The organism is Cryomorphaceae bacterium (assembly GCA_007695365.1).
In the GTDB taxonomy this organism is placed as follows: Bacteria; Bacteroidota; Bacteroidia; order Flavobacteriales_D; family SKUL01; genus SKUL01.
Genome location: REDV01000073.1, coordinates 68,579 through 83,997 on the forward strand (window position 1 = coordinate 68,579; position 15,419 = coordinate 83,997).

A 15,419-nucleotide genomic window follows, 5' to 3' on the forward strand; every position below is an offset into this window, starting at 1 on the left:
TACCCATGACCAGAATAGGAATCAACGGACTCGGCCGTATCGGACGAAGACTTTTTCGCCTCCTGAGCGAATGTCACGATATGGAAGTAGTGGCCGTCAATGATCTGGCAGATGCCGAAACCATGAACCACTTGTTGCGCTTTGATTCAGTGCATGGCTTATGGAATCTCCAACCGGAAGTAGCAGGCAATGCCTTGGAGCTGGAGGGTCGCTCCATAGCCTATTCCCGTCATGCGAAGCCTGTTGATATTCCGTGGTTCAAGCATGAGGTAGACATTGTATTTGAATGCACAGGCCATTTTAAGACGCGTGAAAGGGCCAATGGCCATCTTCAGCAAGGTGTTCGGGCAGTTGTTTTATCTGCTCCGCCTGAAGATGCTACCATCAAAACAATTGTAATGGGCATCAATGATCACTTGCTCAGTGCTGACGACCGCATCGTATCGAATGCTTCTTGCACTACGAACTCGGCCGCTCCTATGGTGCAGCTGGTAGATGAGATTTGTGGGGTGAAAAGCGGATATATCACTACTGTTCATTCGTACACTACTGACCAACGTCTTCAGGATGCACCGCATCGCGATCTGCGCCGCGCCCGGGCCGCAGCTCATTCAATTGTTCCTACAACCACCGGTGCGGCCAAGGCCATTACGCGCATTTTTCCCCATCTTGATGGAAAACTGGGAGGTTGCGGAATTAGGGTTCCGGTTCCCAACGGATCACTCACCGATATATCCTATGTTGTGGAGCGCCCTCCATCTGTTGAAGTTTTGAATGAGGCGTTTGCATCGGCTTCTCTCCACCGTTGGAATGGATTGCTTCAGTATATCGAAGATCCGGTGGTATCTGCAGATATCATCGGCAACCGGCACTCATGCATATTCGATGCGCAACTTACCAGCGTAATTGATCACATGGTAAAGGTTGTGGGGTGGTACGACAATGAGACCGGGTATTCGGCCAGACTCATTGATCTTGCCCGGAAGATGATAGCCCTTCAAAACGCTTGAGCTCCAGGCTTCCGCCTTCGAGTACCGCGTAGGTGTAATGCACAATCCAATCTCCGAGATTTACATACCTGCTGTTGGCACCTACCTGAAGATCGAGCGGTAAATGACGATGGCCAAAAATGAAGTAGTCGATGTGTCGGGATTCCAGAATTTCTTTGCAATATATGGCGAGCCATTCATTGTCTTCACCCAAAAACTTACGGTCGTCATCTCCGGTATGTTTGCGACTTGTTTTGCTCCAAAAATTGGCCATGCCGATTCCAAAATTGGGATGAAGTCTGGCAAATAGCCATTGGCACAAACGATTGCGGAATATTTTTTTGATGAACTTATAGCCGTAGTCGCCCGGACCTAATCCGTCGCCGTGGCCAATCAGGCATTTCTTTCCGTTGAATGTTCGCTCAATTGGTTGGTGATGCAATGTAACGCCTGTTTCTGAGGGCAAATAGTCAAAAACCCACATGTCGTGGTTTCCGGTGAAGTAGTGCACGGGAATTCCTGAGTCAGTAATTTCGGCAATTTTCCCCAACAATCGAACAAAGCCCCGGGGCACCACCGTGCGGTATTCAAACCAAAAATCGAATACGTCGCCCACCAGAAAGATTTCGGTGGCATCTGTTTTGGCCATATCCAGCCACTCTACTACGCGTTTTTCGCGCGCTAGGCTATCTTCCCTGTTCGGAACACCGAGGTGAAAATCAGAGGCAAAATATATTTTGTCGGTTTTCAATTCAGCCTGGTATGCGCCGGATGGCTTTAAAGGGGTTAATCTCGTTAAAATTGATCATAAACCGAATAAGCTGGCTGTAGTTTAGCCCCCGGGTCTCAATTTCTCTTCTGATATCTTCGCTCCAGATCACCGGGAAGTACACTTCTACAATTTCCGGTATCAACCACAGATAAATCCCCGCATTGGCCAAAATGCCTGGTGCATTTGGCAATCCTTGCGGATCGCTGAATCCTACATCGGCATAAATTCCCAGCGGCAAGAACTTAAAGGGCGATTGCATTTTTGCGTTCGCTGCCACCATCCACGAATTGGTCTGGCCATTGGCGGTTGGTATTTTGAAATTACCATGACCGCCCACAAACTGCTGGCTCAGCAACCCATTGTTTTCAAACCTTCCAGGGAATACATGGGAATACCGAAAATCCTGCGCACCATTGATGCCGTCCATTCGGAAATTGTAGCGTGGCATGTTGGTGTCATGATGCAGAAAGGTTCCTCCAAAAAAACGGAGAAACAGTGAACGCTTGTGCCGGTTCATCACGAACTTGCCATTCCATTCCAGCCAAACACGATTAAAATCCTCGTGTAAATCAAAAGCCGCCATCAAATGGTACGGACGGATGGTCAGCCTGTTACGCAATTCGTAAGCCAGAAAGCCATAGAGATTGTTGGATGTTGTGGTAACCAATAACTCATCCGAAGGTCTGATGCCAAAGGTTTCTGAAACGTGCGTAACTGCGTAATGCACGTGGTGCGACAGGTTTCTGCTGAGCGGGTTTCTGCGAATGTCCAGTTGAGAAGCCAACTCATAGCGCGTAAAACTTCCTCCAAGCCCGGCGCCGCCCGTTCCGAAGGTAGCGGCACTCATCTCTGTGCGCAAGTTTTCAATCCACCGGGAGCTTTGTATCCGCAGGTTGTGCTGTATAGCAGCGGTTCCGGTAAATTCATTGCTCGCAAAACCAAACATGGGCATTACCCGAAACTCAAACATTTTTTGCAGGGGCGATACATTGTGCAACAGGAGCCCGGCCATCAATCCATCGGTTGTGTTGTATCCGAGGGTAGGGGTGTAATAAAGTGTTGTTCGTGAGGGATCTTCCATGCCGGCCAGCCATTGGAAGCGCAAGGGTTCCATTTTCCGCAAAATTCCCGAGGAGCGAATCGAGTTGTTTTTTCGGTTGATGTCGGTGGTTCTTCTATCGTGGTCAAGCACCAAACGGTGAAAGTTCCTCAGCGAAATCTGAACTGTTGTATCCCGGCCGAACGGCGGAACCCACGCCTGATCCAAAACTTCGCCCTTATCGTTGAGTGCTGTACAAGTAACCGGTCCTTCAATTCCCTTAGCCTTGATAGTGAGATCAAAACCTGAATCGGTGCGCTTCAGGTATTTAATCTTGTAGTCAGACTTTTTGGTGGTGCAAATCAGGTCTTTTACCCATTGGGCATCGTCGCCGGAGGCCTGTTGAACGTATGGCCAAACGTCTTCAGGATAGGGGTGTTTGAATTTCCAATGATCAAAATAGGCCTGCATCGCGGCATCATAAGCATCATCGCCTGTGTAAGCGCGTAAGTACTCAAACGCCAGGGCTGCCTTGGCATATACCATGGCACCGTAGTTCAGTGGAGTAAAGTCTTCGCTGTGCAGGCAGGGAGCCTGATCCAGATTGCGTCGTGCGTTAAAAGCGTACAGAAAGTAGTTCTGGTCGCGCAGCCGGTAGCGGTCAAGCTGTAACCAACGCATGAGCCATGAGTTATGCCTGCTGCCAAAAATGTTCAGATGCGGATGGTGCTTCTCCATGTAGCGCATTTCATTGGCAGTATTCATGCCTTCATCCATCCACGGAAAGCGCCGCTCATTAGAAGCCAGCACACCGTAAAACCAATTGTGACCAACCTCATGCATGATAACCGTTTCGAGGTCCACTGCATTCCCCGACTCACCAATAACGGTAATCATGGGATATTCCATACCAGCACCGGCGCTGATTACACCATCTACAGCAGTAACGTGGTTGTATGGGTAGTCTCCATTCCAAAGTGAGTAGTTGTACACAGCGCGAGTAAGGTAGTCAATACTGCTTTGCCATAATTTTGCTTCATTGTCCGTAAAGGCTGCCCATGCGGTAACAGTTCGGCCGGAATGAGGGAGCACCACATCTCCCTTAGCCACGCGGTAGCGCTTGTCGGCAAACCACGCAAAATCATGGATATTGCCCTGCTTGTAAGTGAGTGTTTTGGTGGTTTGCGCTGAGGGCGGAAACGACATGTTTTTATGAGTTGTCTGCCACGACTCTGTTGAACGGGCTTTTTCGGTTAACCACTCCAGTTCGTCTTCATTTTGCAACTCACCCGTGGCCATCACCACGTAGTTGGACGGAAGCGTAATATTCACCTCAAAATACCCGAAGTTGGCGTAAAATTCTCCCTGGTTGAGGTACGACATGGCATGCCAACCGCGGGAGTCATATACTGCCGGTTTGGGATACCATTGCGTGATATAATAGGCTTGCCCACTGTGCCCGAGGCGCGAAATTTCTGCGTCGGGCAGCGAAACAAAAAACGGGGTTTCAATGATGGCGGTGTCCCCGGGACGCAGAGCTTCGGGCAGGATGAGTTTTGTATAGTCTGCCGGAGTATCGGTGTCATCGGTCTGCGCATCCACACCGTTTACCTTGTATTGGATGTTGCGGATGCTGCCAGTGTTTTCCGGTCCGCTGAACTGAAAAAGGAACTTACCGTGTTTTACCAGTTGCCGCGCGAGAGGTGTTTCAACATTGCTGTAGGCGTTGGGCCAATGGTGCATGTGTACTTCGTAGAGTACGTCAGGCGAGTGGTTAATGTAAGCCATACGAATAAAACCATCGAGCGTGTGCTTTCGGTCATCCAATGCAACATTGATGGTGTAGTTTACTTCCTGCTGAAAATACTCCTGACCGATTGCACTATCCCATGCAATCAGTAGCAGCAAAGCGAGTAAACCAGCCCTCATGATGGTTTACATCGCCAGCATTTCCTCCACCTTGTTCTCGAGTGCACGACCGCGAAGGCCGCTGGCCACAATTTTTCCATCGCGGTCAATGAGTACAGTGTGCGGAATGCTGCTAACGTTGTAGAGCTTGGCTGCAGCGCTGTTCCAGAACTGGAGGTCTGAAACCTGTGGCCAGGTAAGGCCGTCCTGCTGGATGGCTTCCACCCACTTGTCCTTGTCGCGGTCAAGTGAAACCCCATAGATTTCAAACCCTTTGTCTTTCATTTCGTTGTACATCTTTACCACCTTGGGGTTCTCCACCCGACAGGGCTTGCACCACGAGGCCCAGAAGTCAATCAATACCACTTTGCCGCGAAGCGATGACAGCGGAATTACTTTGCCATTGGGGTCGGCAAGTTCAATATCGGGAGCTTCGCTACCAGGCGACAATTTGGCCATGGCCGATACTTTGCGCTCGGCTTCTGCAATCTGGTTGCCCAACATACTGTAGTAGATATGCGACGAGAATACGGGCTCAATACCTTTGTGTACTTCCTTGAACAGCTCCAGGTGTTCCTCGGGATTCATTTCACCAAGAATGGAAATACACGCCGGAGAGTCGGTGTTTTTCGCTACATATTCCTTCTGGAATCGCTGGTAAGCTTCCCGGATATCCTCAAAGGCATCCACCATTTCTTGTTTGGCATCCTCATCTCCCGACATGGCAATAGCCTGAAAGGCTTTCTGGATGGAATCCAATTGTGTGCGGAATGTTTGGGTGCCGGCGTAATAGTCGCGTAGGATTTGAGAATGTTTGGATCCCTGTACTTGGTAGGTTCCGAGTAAATCCTCCATATCGCCGGTAATCATCACATTTTCGGTGCTGTCGGTAAGGAGTACGATTTGTTGGTCGCCCACCACTACCGTGTAAAAATCAAACATTCCGGGCCCTTCCGCAAAGCGAAAGCTTCCTCCAGGACCAATTTCTGCCGCTTCGAGCAGGTTGGCCGCGTTGTTGTGAATGTGGTTGAGTTCAATTTTCTCACCAGCTGCGTTTTCGATCTGGCCTGAGATACCTGCCATACCCGATTCGCTGCTTTCGCAACCCGCGAGAATGAACAATAGTGATGCAATAATCCAAAGGTTTTTCATGGTTTTGTTTTGTTATTCTTCAAGTAGTTGTTGTAGTATTTTGCTGGCAGCTTTTGGGTCGGCTTTACGGTTGCTCAGCTTCATGACTTCTCCCATAAACAGTCCAAGCAGTCCTTTATTGCCCGATTTGTATGCGTTCACCTTGTCGGGGTATGTTTCCAGGGCAGCACGTGCCCAGCTTGTAAGGCTGTCTTCGTCGCTGTTCTGCATGAGGTTCATGGCCTCAGCAAGTGCAGCTGCGGATGTATGAGGCGAATCAATCAAGGCCGGAAACAGGTTTTGGCTCGCTACAGAGTGGCTTACCTTGCCACTGTCAATAAGATCAATCAGTTCGGCTATTTGCACGGGCTTCAGTGAGAACTCACTGATCGCGATTCCGTTTTGGTTCAGGAAAGACTTGACGTCTACCATCACCCAGTTGGCAGCTGCCTTGTAGTTCGGGGTGTGTTGAATGAGTTCCTCAAAATACAGGGCGATGGCTTTGTCTTCGGTAAGCACCCGGGCATCGTACTCTTTCAGGCCCAGCTCGGTGGTATAGCGCACCAAGAGCTCTGAAGGCAAGGGAGGCATTTCACTTCGTACCACCTCGATTTGCTCAGGGGTGAGTGTGAGTGGCTGCAAGTCGGGCTCGGGGAAGTAGCGGTAGTCATGGGCGTCTTCTTTGCTGCGCAACAGGCTGGTGGTGCCGCTCACCGCGTCGAAATTGCGGGTTTGCTGCTCCACTGTACCGCCCGATTCAATGAGCAGGATTTGCCGAACAACCTCGTGCTCAATTGCTCGCTGTACATTGCGCAGTGAGTTCATGTTTTTCACCTCACAGCGCATTCCGAAGGTGTCGCTTCCCTTCAGCATCACCGAAATGTTGGCATCGCAACGCAGGCTTCCTTCCTCCATGTTTCCGTCGCAAATATCCAGGTAGCGCACCAGTTTCCTGATTTCGGCAAGGTACGCATAGGCTTCTTCCGAAGATCGGATATCCGGCTCAGAAACAATCTCAAGCAGGGGAACTCCTGCTCGGTTCAGGTCAATCAGCGTGTCAAAAGGATCCTGGTCATGAATACTTTTACCGGCATCCTCTTCCATGTGGATGCGGGTAATACCGATACGCCGGCTTTTTCCATCCACTTCAATGTCCAGATGTCCACCGGTACAGATAGGTGTCGTGTCCTGCGTAATCTGATACCCCTTTGGTAAGTCAGCGTAGAAGTAATTCTTGCGCGCAAAATACATGGATTCAGTAATGTTGCAGTTCAGTGACAGTCCCAGTCTGATGGCGTGTTGCACTACTTGTCGGTTGACCACGGGCAGGGTGCCGGGCATTCCGAGCGACACCGGCCCCACGTTGCTGTTGGGAGCTGATCCGTATTCATTCAGGTCGGCGCAATATGCTTTGGAGCGCGTGTTGAGCTGCGCGTGAATCTCCAACCCAACCACCATTTGGTACTTGTCGCGGATATGTGGGTCTAGGGTCATGACAGGCGCGCAACCAGGGTTTTGAAAATGGTGGTAAGTTTAGGTTCTGCCGCCTCGGCAACCCGCTGAACGTCCTCATGGGTCACTTTCACGATTTTTCCGGGAACACCAAGGTCTGTGATGATGGACATTCCGAAGCAGCGCATACCCATGTGGCGCGCAGCAATCACTTCCGGTACTGTGCTCATGCCCACTGTGTCGGCTCCGGTATTTCGCACATAGGTGTACTCAGCGGGTGTTTCCAAACACGGGCCCGATAGCCCGGCATATACACCTTTTTGAATGGCAATACCTTCTTCTTGGGCAATATTTTCGGCTTCGCTCACAAGTTTTTTGTCGTAGGCTTCGCTCATATCAGGAAAGCGTGGTCCGAGCTCATCAATATTCGGACCCATGAGTGGGTTGGTGGGAAACAGGTTGATGTGGTCGGAAATAATCATCAGATCGCCTATTTCAAAATCGGGGTTTACGCCGCCGCTCGCGTTGGAGAGCAGCAGATTGTTCACGCCCATCCATTTCATCACCCGCACGGGAAAAACCACCTGGGCCATGGTCCATCCTTCGTAAAAATGAAAGCGTCCTTGCATGGCAATCACCGGTTTGTTTCCCAGGTGGCCGATTATCAGTTTTCCGTGATGACCCTGCACGGTAGAAACAGGAAAGTGCGGTATTTCTTCGTAGGGAATAACTACTTCAGGATCAATCTCACTCCCCAGGCCGGCTAGTCCGGTTCCCAGAATAATCCCCGCTACCGGCTTCAGAGTTGTTTTTTGCTGAATGAATAACGCGGTTTCCCTAATCTGATCAAGCATATTTTTTCAATTCGCGTTCAAAAATCTCTCCGTCTTTCAGGAAATGCACCGACACATCCATCACCCACACCGGGTAGCGCTCAATCTTTTCTATCAAGAAAGGCTGTTCCCATTTTACAGCGTCTTTTTCGGTGATAATGATGTGCTTTAACGGCGGGTCAAAATTATCAAATAATTTGGTTATCCTGTCCATGTCACCCCTGCCGTAGCCGTGGTGATCGGGGAACAGAACAGGATATACGGCACTGCACTTTTTGTTCAGGTAATCAACAAGGTAATCCGGGCGGGCGATGCCTGATGCAAGAAGAACAGATTCGTTTTGGATGCTCTCTAAGGTTCTGGTTTCGCTGTGTCCGAGCTTGCGGAGGTGCTTGTAGGTGAGCCCGCAGAAAAACACCTTCTGGTGAGGTAATGGGTTAATTTTGCGTTGAATTGCATTGAAGTCAGTTTCCTTCGGACACTTCGTAACCACAATGAAGTCAGCCTCGGCCGCGCGCGACTTTACATCGCGAAGGTACCCTGTAGGAATGAGCTTGTCATCCACGTAAAGTCGCTTATAGTCGGTTAGCAGAATGTTGAGTTTCGGACGGATTTTCCGGTGCTGCAGAGCATCGTCCAGAACCACGATATCGCTCCCGTGCTCGTCAAAAAGCAATTGGGTTCCCCTCACCCGATTTGCATCAACAGCTACTTTGCAATGGGGAAGCGCACGCAGCATCAGGAAGGGCTCGTCGCCCAATTGGTTGACATCGCTTTTTTCGGAACCCAGCAGGAAGCCCCTCGAAATTCGCCGGTAGCCCCTGGAGAGAATCGCAACCTTTGCATGCTTGCTCAACAGCCCGGCAACCAGAATGGTAAAAGGGGTTTTGCCGGTGCCCCCGAGCGTGAGGTTACCGATGGCAATAACCGGCTTGTTGAACCCCCTGGATGAGAGAAAACCTTTGTTGTAAAGGAAATGCCGAAGTTGCAAAACCGCCCCGTAAATCCAGGTGAAGGGCAGTAGGACATTTCTCAGTAATTTCATCGGCTAAAAATACAAACTCGTGAAAAGTGAAATGACGATAGGCGATCTAATCAAAGAATTGGAAAAATGGGCACCTCCCGCGCTTCAGGAGTCATATGACAATGCAGGCCTTATTACAGGAGATGCTTCAGAAAAGGTAAGCGGTGTATTGATTTCGCTCGATTGTACCGAAGATGTGGTGGAAGAGGCCCTGCGCCGCGGCTGTAATATGATTGTGTCTCATCACCCCATCGTGTTTCGGGGTCTGAAAAGCCTCACCGGGGCAAACTATGTAGAGCGCACGGTTCTGAAAGCCATCAGGGGTGGTGTGGCCCTGTATGCCATCCATACCAACCTCGACAACGTGGACCACGGTGTGAATCATCGCATCGCTGATCAGCTCGGCCTGGTGAAGAGAGAGGTTTTGCGACCCATGCCGGCCCACCTCAGGCAATTGGTGGTGTATGTTCCGCGCAAAGATGCCGACAAGGTACGCGATGCCTTGTTTGCCGGTGGGGCAGGGCATATTGGTAATTACGATGAGTGTTCTTTCAACATTGGCGGAACAGGTACTTTCAGACCGCTTGAGGGCAGCAACCCCACCGATGGTCAGCACATGGAGCGTTCCTATGCAGATGAGGTGCAAATCAGCGTGATTTACCCTGCCGAGCGAGAGCGCTCTATTTTGCAGGCCATGGTCCAATCGCATCCCTACGAGGTGGTTGCGCACGAGATTTACGCTTTGCAAAACGCCGATCAGACGCGTGGAGCGGGTATGGTGGGCAATCTGCCGGAAGGTATGGATGAAATGGCTTTTCTCTCCCTGCTCAAGGAGCGTTTTGGGTGTGGTTGCGTGCGACACACTGCGCTACTCAACCGGCAGGTAAAAAGGGTTGCGCTTTGCGGAGGCTCGGGGAGCTTTCTGCTTCGCGATGCCATTGCTGCAAAGGCAGATGTGTTCGTTACATCCGACTTTAAATACCACGAATTCTTCGATTCCGAAAGAAAAATTGTAATCGCGGATATCGGACATTATGAAAGTGAGCAATTTACGATTGATTTGATAGGGTCGTTTTTACGGGAGAAATTTTCTACCTTTGCCGTCCATTTTACCCAAGAAGTAACAAATCCCATTAACTACTTTTGATCGATGGCAAACGCAACAAAATCAGATAACGTAGTAGAGCAGAAGCTGAAGTCGCTCTACGGATTGCAAAAGATTCATTCTTCACTTGATCGTATTCGCACAGTGCGAGGTGAATTGCCACTTGAGGTGGAGGATTTGGAAGACGAGATTGAAGGCTTGCGTACCCGCAAAGAGAAGCTCGACGAGGAAATGAAAGAACTTGAGTTCAAGGTTTCCGAAAAGAAGAATGCCATTAGCGGCAGCAAAGAGTTGATCAAGAAGTACGAAGATCAGCAGAGCAAAGTGCGCAACAACCGCGAATTTGATTCACTCACTAAAGAGATTGAGTACCAAAACCTCGAAATTCAGCTCGCTGAAAAGCACATCAAGGAGTTTCAGTTTCAGATTGAGAACAAAAAGGGCACTCTTGCCGAATCAACCGAACGATTGGAAGGGCGTGAAAAAGACCTTGAGCTTAAAAAGTCAGAACTGGATGCCATCGTAGCGGAAACTGAGAAAGAAGAAAAGGCTCTGATGACGGACGCTGCCAAAGCAGAGAAAAACATTGACGACCGCCTTCTGAATGCATACAACCGTATTCGCGAAAATGCCAAGAACGGCCTCGCGGTGGTTACTGTGGATCGCGATGCCTGCGGAGGTTGTTTCAACAAGATTCCGCCACAAAGGCAATTGGACATCCGTATGCACAAAAAGATTATTGTATGTGAGCACTGCGGCCGAATTCTGGTTGACCCCATTATTGACGAAGAGAACAACGAATAGCCACAACAGTGGTGACAAAGACAAAGGCCGGAGTTGATCCGGCCTTTTTTCGTTTGAGCTCCGGAAACCAGGTAGGCTCAGTATTTTTCAGGCTTTGCTTAGTACCGGTAACCAAAAGTAAATGAAACCCCGTGTCGCGCAATATCCAACGCTGCGGATTGGTTGAAACCTGTATTGTACAGCGCGAATTGAGATTGGGTCCATAGGTACCAGAAGCCCGCGTCAATGAAAACTTTTTTGTGCCTCCAACCTACACCGGCTGATGCCATGTGCATTTGGCGGTTTACGTTGCGGAACTCAGCCCGGAAGGGGTTTGAAAAATAGGAATACCCAGCACGCAAGCTAAAGGGAAGCAAACGGTATTCAAAGCCCGAACGAATGTTGTGGCCTCCACCCAATTCGCTTTCAATTTGCTCGTTCTCGGCGATAAACTCATAACTACTGAACGCCCTACGGTTACGCACAAACTGAGCGGAGCCAAAGTTCATGTGTTCGTAGTCTACACTCAGCAAGGCCTTGGGGCCAAATACCCCGGCAACACCGAGCCCAAAACGCCACGGCGTATGGAAATTGTATCGGTTATCAAACACCGGGCTGCTGAATGAATGTCTGGAAGACTCGGCGTATGCCGCGTAGGCTCCATTCAGGTTTGAGGTCATGCCTGTAGAGTACACTTCGTTGTTGGTGTACCAGTGAGGTGTTTGCACGGTCACCCCGAAGCGCAAAAAATCTACGGGTCGCGCGATGATTCCGCCGGAAACACTAAAGCTGCTACCTCGCACCTCCAGATCGGTGCGATAGCTGTGTGAAGTCAGTGATTCTTGATTATCCGGTGTTTCGGTATGTCTGAATTCGTCGAAAAGCACCAATGAACCTACTTTCAGACCCAGACCGAAATAGACCCTGTCGTTGTAATTGGCCCCGAGTGAAAGCATGGATTCGCTGGTTCTTCCGCGGCGTGTTTGTGTTCCTTGTTGAAAAACACTGTTGCTGTTTTCCAACACCGTGTAGTATTCATCGGCAGAGTTATCGTAGTCAATGATGTACGTCTGATAAGCCGGATACACCTGAAAGGGATCAAAAGACGGTAAATCTTCAACAGGTAAGGGTGTCCCCCCCGGTCCCCACGAGTTGGCCTGGTTGGCCAGGTGCTGAGCAAAATTGTGATTACCCTGAGTGCCTTCGTAGCGCATGGTTGAGTTGAAGTCGTTGGTGCGGGTGTAAGAGAAACCTACGTTAAAGGTTTTCCATTCAGGGTGGTTTAACTCGCTTACAAACACAATTCCGAGGTTGTTGGCGTTGAGTCTGCCATCATTGGCAAAGGTATTGCGGCCGTAGTAGTCGGCCCCAATACCTGAGTTACCTGTTGCCAGCGTAATTCCTACTTCATTTCGGGTAAAAACACCGACACCGGCGGGATTCACGTGAATGGATCCCAAGTCGCCACCGAGGGCAGTAAAGGCTCCGCCCATGGCGTTGAATCTTGCCGAGCCGTGGAATTGCTGACGGCTAAAAAGAAGCGCGTCATCCAATTCCTGGCCAAGACTTTCCCACGGCAAGCCCACCAGGGTTGCCCATACAAACAAGGTGAGTGCTCTCATACTGAAGAATTAACGACGTCCGCCACCTCCTCGGCTTCCTCCACCCATACTACCACCTCCGCCGCGACTAGGGCTTGGAGATGACATACGGGGAGATGAACCTCCACGGCTTGGCGAGCCAAAGCTGCGTGAGGGTGAACTGGGTCGCATGGAAGGACTTCCTCCTCGTGAGGGTGAGGGAGAAGAGATTCCGGGACTACGCGATCCACCTCGACTGGGGGGTGAAGTACTAGGCGCACCTCCACGGTTCCCTCCACCACGGAAGAAGGAGTTGTTGCGTCCGTCACTGGGAGGCGGGGTACGGTGAGATGGAGTACCTCTGCTCGGTGCAGGGCGCGAGAACCCGTCAGAGCGTGAAGGCGACTGAGAGGGTACGCGTGTCCCGTCGGGTGTACGTTGAATACCGCCACCTCTGTTTATCTGGTCGGAGTTGGGGCGTTGCCCTGCGCGGTCCAGGCCGCCTCTGTTGGCGCCCTGAAAGCCTGATGCACCGGGTGCACTGCCTGTACTGTTATTAAAGCTGCTTCCGCCAAGTGAAGGGCGTGGTCCTGAGTTGATGGTTCCACCACCTCCGTCACCGGCCCAGATTCCCTGGTTAAAGTTATAGGCGTTGATACCGGCCCAGTATCCGTGTTGGAATCCCATGCCGTATCCCATGCCGTAACCCCAGCCCATGCCCCAGTGCCCGTAAGGGCCCCAGGGTGACCAGGTGTGCCACATGCCAAAACCGCCCCACATGCGCCAGCGGTGCCAGCGGAACCATGGGTTCCATGGGTCCCAGCACATCCAGGGGTTCCACCAGGGGTCATAGAAACCTCCCATGCCCCATCCCATGCCAACACCCATACCCATGCCCATTCCGCCCATCATCATAGGGCCTCCAAAACTGGAGAATCCCATGCGCATGGTTACGGGCATGGCGGTTGCATACTGATTGAAGTGTGTAGGGTTGTTGTAGCGAGAATTGCTGTAGGCGCGTCCGTCTTCAGACGGCATGCTGCGGGCCTCGGGCACGTAATCATCGCCATTGGCAGCCCAAATGTCACCATCGGCTGAGCGATCCGAGCCAAAGTAACCTGCTGAAGAACCAGAAGCACCCTGGTCTTCACCGAGGAAATGATAGGCGTCCTGCGGAGCAGCCCCGCCCGAACGGCTGTCAGCCGGACGAGCGTAGATTCCGTCGTCATCGAATTGTGCGAGTTGTCCTTGATTTGCACACGCTGTACCAAGGAGTAACACGCTGAGGTAAATTCCAAAATGCTTCATAATTCATCAAATTTGTGGAACTTTGGCGGCCGTTTAAGGAGTCGCCTGGCAAAGATAACCCATTTTGACTTCCAAAAGTTCCGGATTTTCTCCTTGAAAAGATACAAAATCTATACCACAACAACGAAATGAGCAAAGAAATTACATCGCGTGCGGAAGATTACACCAAATGGTACCAGGATTTGGTGATAAAAGCTGATTTGGCCGAGCATTCAGCAGTGCGGGGTTGTATGGTGATCAAGCCCCACGGATACGCAATCTGGGAAAAAATGCAGCGCGCTCTCGACGATATGTTCAAGGCAACAGGTCATGTGAATGCTTATTTCCCGCTGTTTATCCCAAAATCCTATCTGAGCAAAGAGGCGGCACACGTAGAGGGTTTTGCCAAGGAGTGCGCCGTGGTTACCCATTATCGTTTGAAAAACAGTGAAGACGGAAAAGGTGTGGTTGTTGACCCTGATGCTAAACTGGAGGAAGAACTCATCGTTCGCCCAACCTCCGAGACAATCATCTGGAATACTTATCGCGGTTGGATCCAGTCATACCGCGATTTACCCATCCTTATTAACCAATGGGCCAACGTGGTGCGCTGGGAAATGCGCACGCGGTTGTTTTTGCGCACCGCTGAGTTTCTTTGGCAGGAAGGCCATACAGCGCATGCCACCGAAAAAGAGGCACGCGAAGAAACCTCCAGAATGCTGGATGTGTACGCTCAATTTGCCGAGGAGTGGATGGCTATGCCCGTTGTAAAAGGGCGCAAAACAGAAAGCGAGCGCTTTGCAGGTGCAGAAGATACGCTGTGTATAGAAGGCCTGATGCAGGACGGAAAAGCCTTGCAGGCGGGTACCTCACATTTTCTTGGGCAGAATTTTGCCAAAGCTTTTGACGTGACTTTCGCAGATCAGGAGGGCAAATCCGAATACGTTTGGGCTACCTCCTGGGGTGTGTCAACGCGGCTCATGGGTGCGTTAATCATGACGCATTCAGATGACAAAGGTCTGGTGTTGCCTCCCAAACTGGCGCCTATCCAGGTAGTGCTGGTGCCTATCTACAGAAACATGGAGCAGCTCGACGCAATACGGGATGTAATGAATCCTCTTGCTGATGAACTGCGCGGGCAAGGGCTGATTGTGAAACTTGATGATGACGACAAGCGCAAGCCCGGGTGGAAATTTGCCGAATATGAAATGAAAGGTGTGCCCGTGCGTATTGCCATTGGTCCGCGGGATATCGAAAACGGTACAGCAGAAGTAGCCCGGCGCGATACAGGAGAAAAGTCACTTGTAAATAGAGATGAGGTTGTGAAGCAGACAACCCGATTAATGGATGAAATTCAAAGCAATCTTTTTCAGCGCGCGCTGCAGTTCCGGAAGGAAAACACCCGCGTAGTTGACGACTATGATACCTTTAAAAAGGTGTTGGACGAACAGGGCGGTTTTCTGCTGGCGCATTGGGATGGCTCCCCCGAAACCGAAGAACGCATCAAGCAGGAAAC

The 15,419-nt window shown here is 50.7% G+C and carries 12 protein-coding genes; 4 read left to right on the forward strand and 8 right to left on the reverse strand.

Annotated elements, in window-relative coordinates; translation table 11 throughout:
• Positions 1–5: 5 nt before the first annotated feature.
• Positions 6–1,010 (forward strand): type I glyceraldehyde-3-phosphate dehydrogenase, encoded by a 1,005-nt coding sequence (gap, locus tag EA392_05855; protein TVR39721.1) that lies wholly within the window; start codon positions 6–8, stop codon positions 1,008–1,010.
• Here gap and EA392_05860 read toward each other — a convergent pair.
• From EA392_05860 to lpxK, 6 genes are read right to left on the reverse strand one after another with little or no spacing between them, the layout of a single operon-like run.
• Entirely contained in the window at positions 967–1,740 is a 774-nt protein-coding gene (locus EA392_05860; protein TVR39722.1) for a UDP-2,3-diacylglucosamine diphosphatase, read from the reverse strand. The two genes, gap and EA392_05860, sit on opposite strands and share 44 nt — an antisense overlap.
• A gap of 1 nt (position 1,741) precedes the next feature.
• A complete protein-coding gene (locus tag EA392_05865; GenBank protein TVR39723.1) occupies positions 1,742–4,708 on the reverse strand; it encodes a M1 family peptidase in 2,967 nt (988 codons plus the stop codon).
• 27 nt (positions 4,709–4,735) lie between these two features.
• Positions 4,736–5,860, reverse strand: a complete 1,125-nt coding sequence (locus EA392_05870; protein TVR39724.1) for a TlpA family protein disulfide reductase — start codon at positions 5,858–5,860, stop codon at positions 4,736–4,738.
• 12 nt (positions 5,861–5,872) lie between these two features.
• On the reverse strand, positions 5,873–7,333 hold the full coding sequence (gene gatB / locus EA392_05875; protein ID TVR39725.1) for an Asp-tRNA(Asn)/Glu-tRNA(Gln) amidotransferase subunit GatB: 1,461 nt from the start codon (positions 7,331–7,333) through the stop codon (positions 5,873–5,875).
• A complete protein-coding gene (locus tag EA392_05880; GenBank protein ID TVR39726.1) occupies positions 7,330–8,145 on the reverse strand; it encodes a purine-nucleoside phosphorylase in 816 nt (271 codons plus the stop codon). The genes gatB and EA392_05880 overlap by 4 nt, the downstream gene beginning before the upstream one ends.
• Positions 8,138–9,169: a tetraacyldisaccharide 4'-kinase gene (lpxK, locus tag EA392_05885; GenBank protein TVR39727.1), complete on the reverse strand. Its 1,032-nt coding sequence runs from the start codon at positions 9,167–9,169 to the stop codon at positions 8,138–8,140. Before lpxK ends, EA392_05880 begins: the two co-directional genes overlap by 8 nt.
• A 31-nt stretch (positions 9,170–9,200) precedes the next feature.
• On the opposite strand from lpxK, the gene EA392_05890 reads away from it, so the two are divergent.
• Both EA392_05890 and EA392_05895 read left to right on the forward strand, forming a co-directional pair.
• Positions 9,201–10,295, forward strand: a complete 1,095-nt coding sequence (locus EA392_05890) for a Nif3-like dinuclear metal center hexameric protein (protein TVR39728.1) — start codon at positions 9,201–9,203, stop codon at positions 10,293–10,295.
• A gap of 3 nt (positions 10,296–10,298) precedes the next feature.
• Complete coding sequence (locus EA392_05895; protein ID TVR39729.1) at positions 10,299–11,057, forward strand: hypothetical protein; 759 nt, start codon at positions 10,299–10,301, stop codon at positions 11,055–11,057.
• A gap of 98 nt (positions 11,058–11,155) precedes the next feature.
• Here the strand turns inward: EA392_05895 and EA392_05900 are convergent, their stop codons facing one another.
• On the reverse strand, positions 11,156–12,658 hold the full coding sequence (locus EA392_05900) for a hypothetical protein (GenBank protein ID TVR39730.1): 1,503 nt from the start codon (positions 12,656–12,658) through the stop codon (positions 11,156–11,158).
• A 9-nt stretch (positions 12,659–12,667) separates the two neighbouring features.
• Positions 12,668–13,924: a hypothetical protein gene (locus tag EA392_05905; protein ID TVR39731.1), complete on the reverse strand. Its 1,257-nt coding sequence runs from the start codon at positions 13,922–13,924 to the stop codon at positions 12,668–12,670.
• 128 nt (positions 13,925–14,052) lie between these two features.
• On the opposite strand from EA392_05905, the gene EA392_05910 reads away from it, so the two are divergent.
• Positions 14,053–15,419 (forward strand): proline--tRNA ligase (locus tag EA392_05910; GenBank protein TVR39732.1); only part of this gene is annotated, 1,367 nt, incomplete at its 3' end.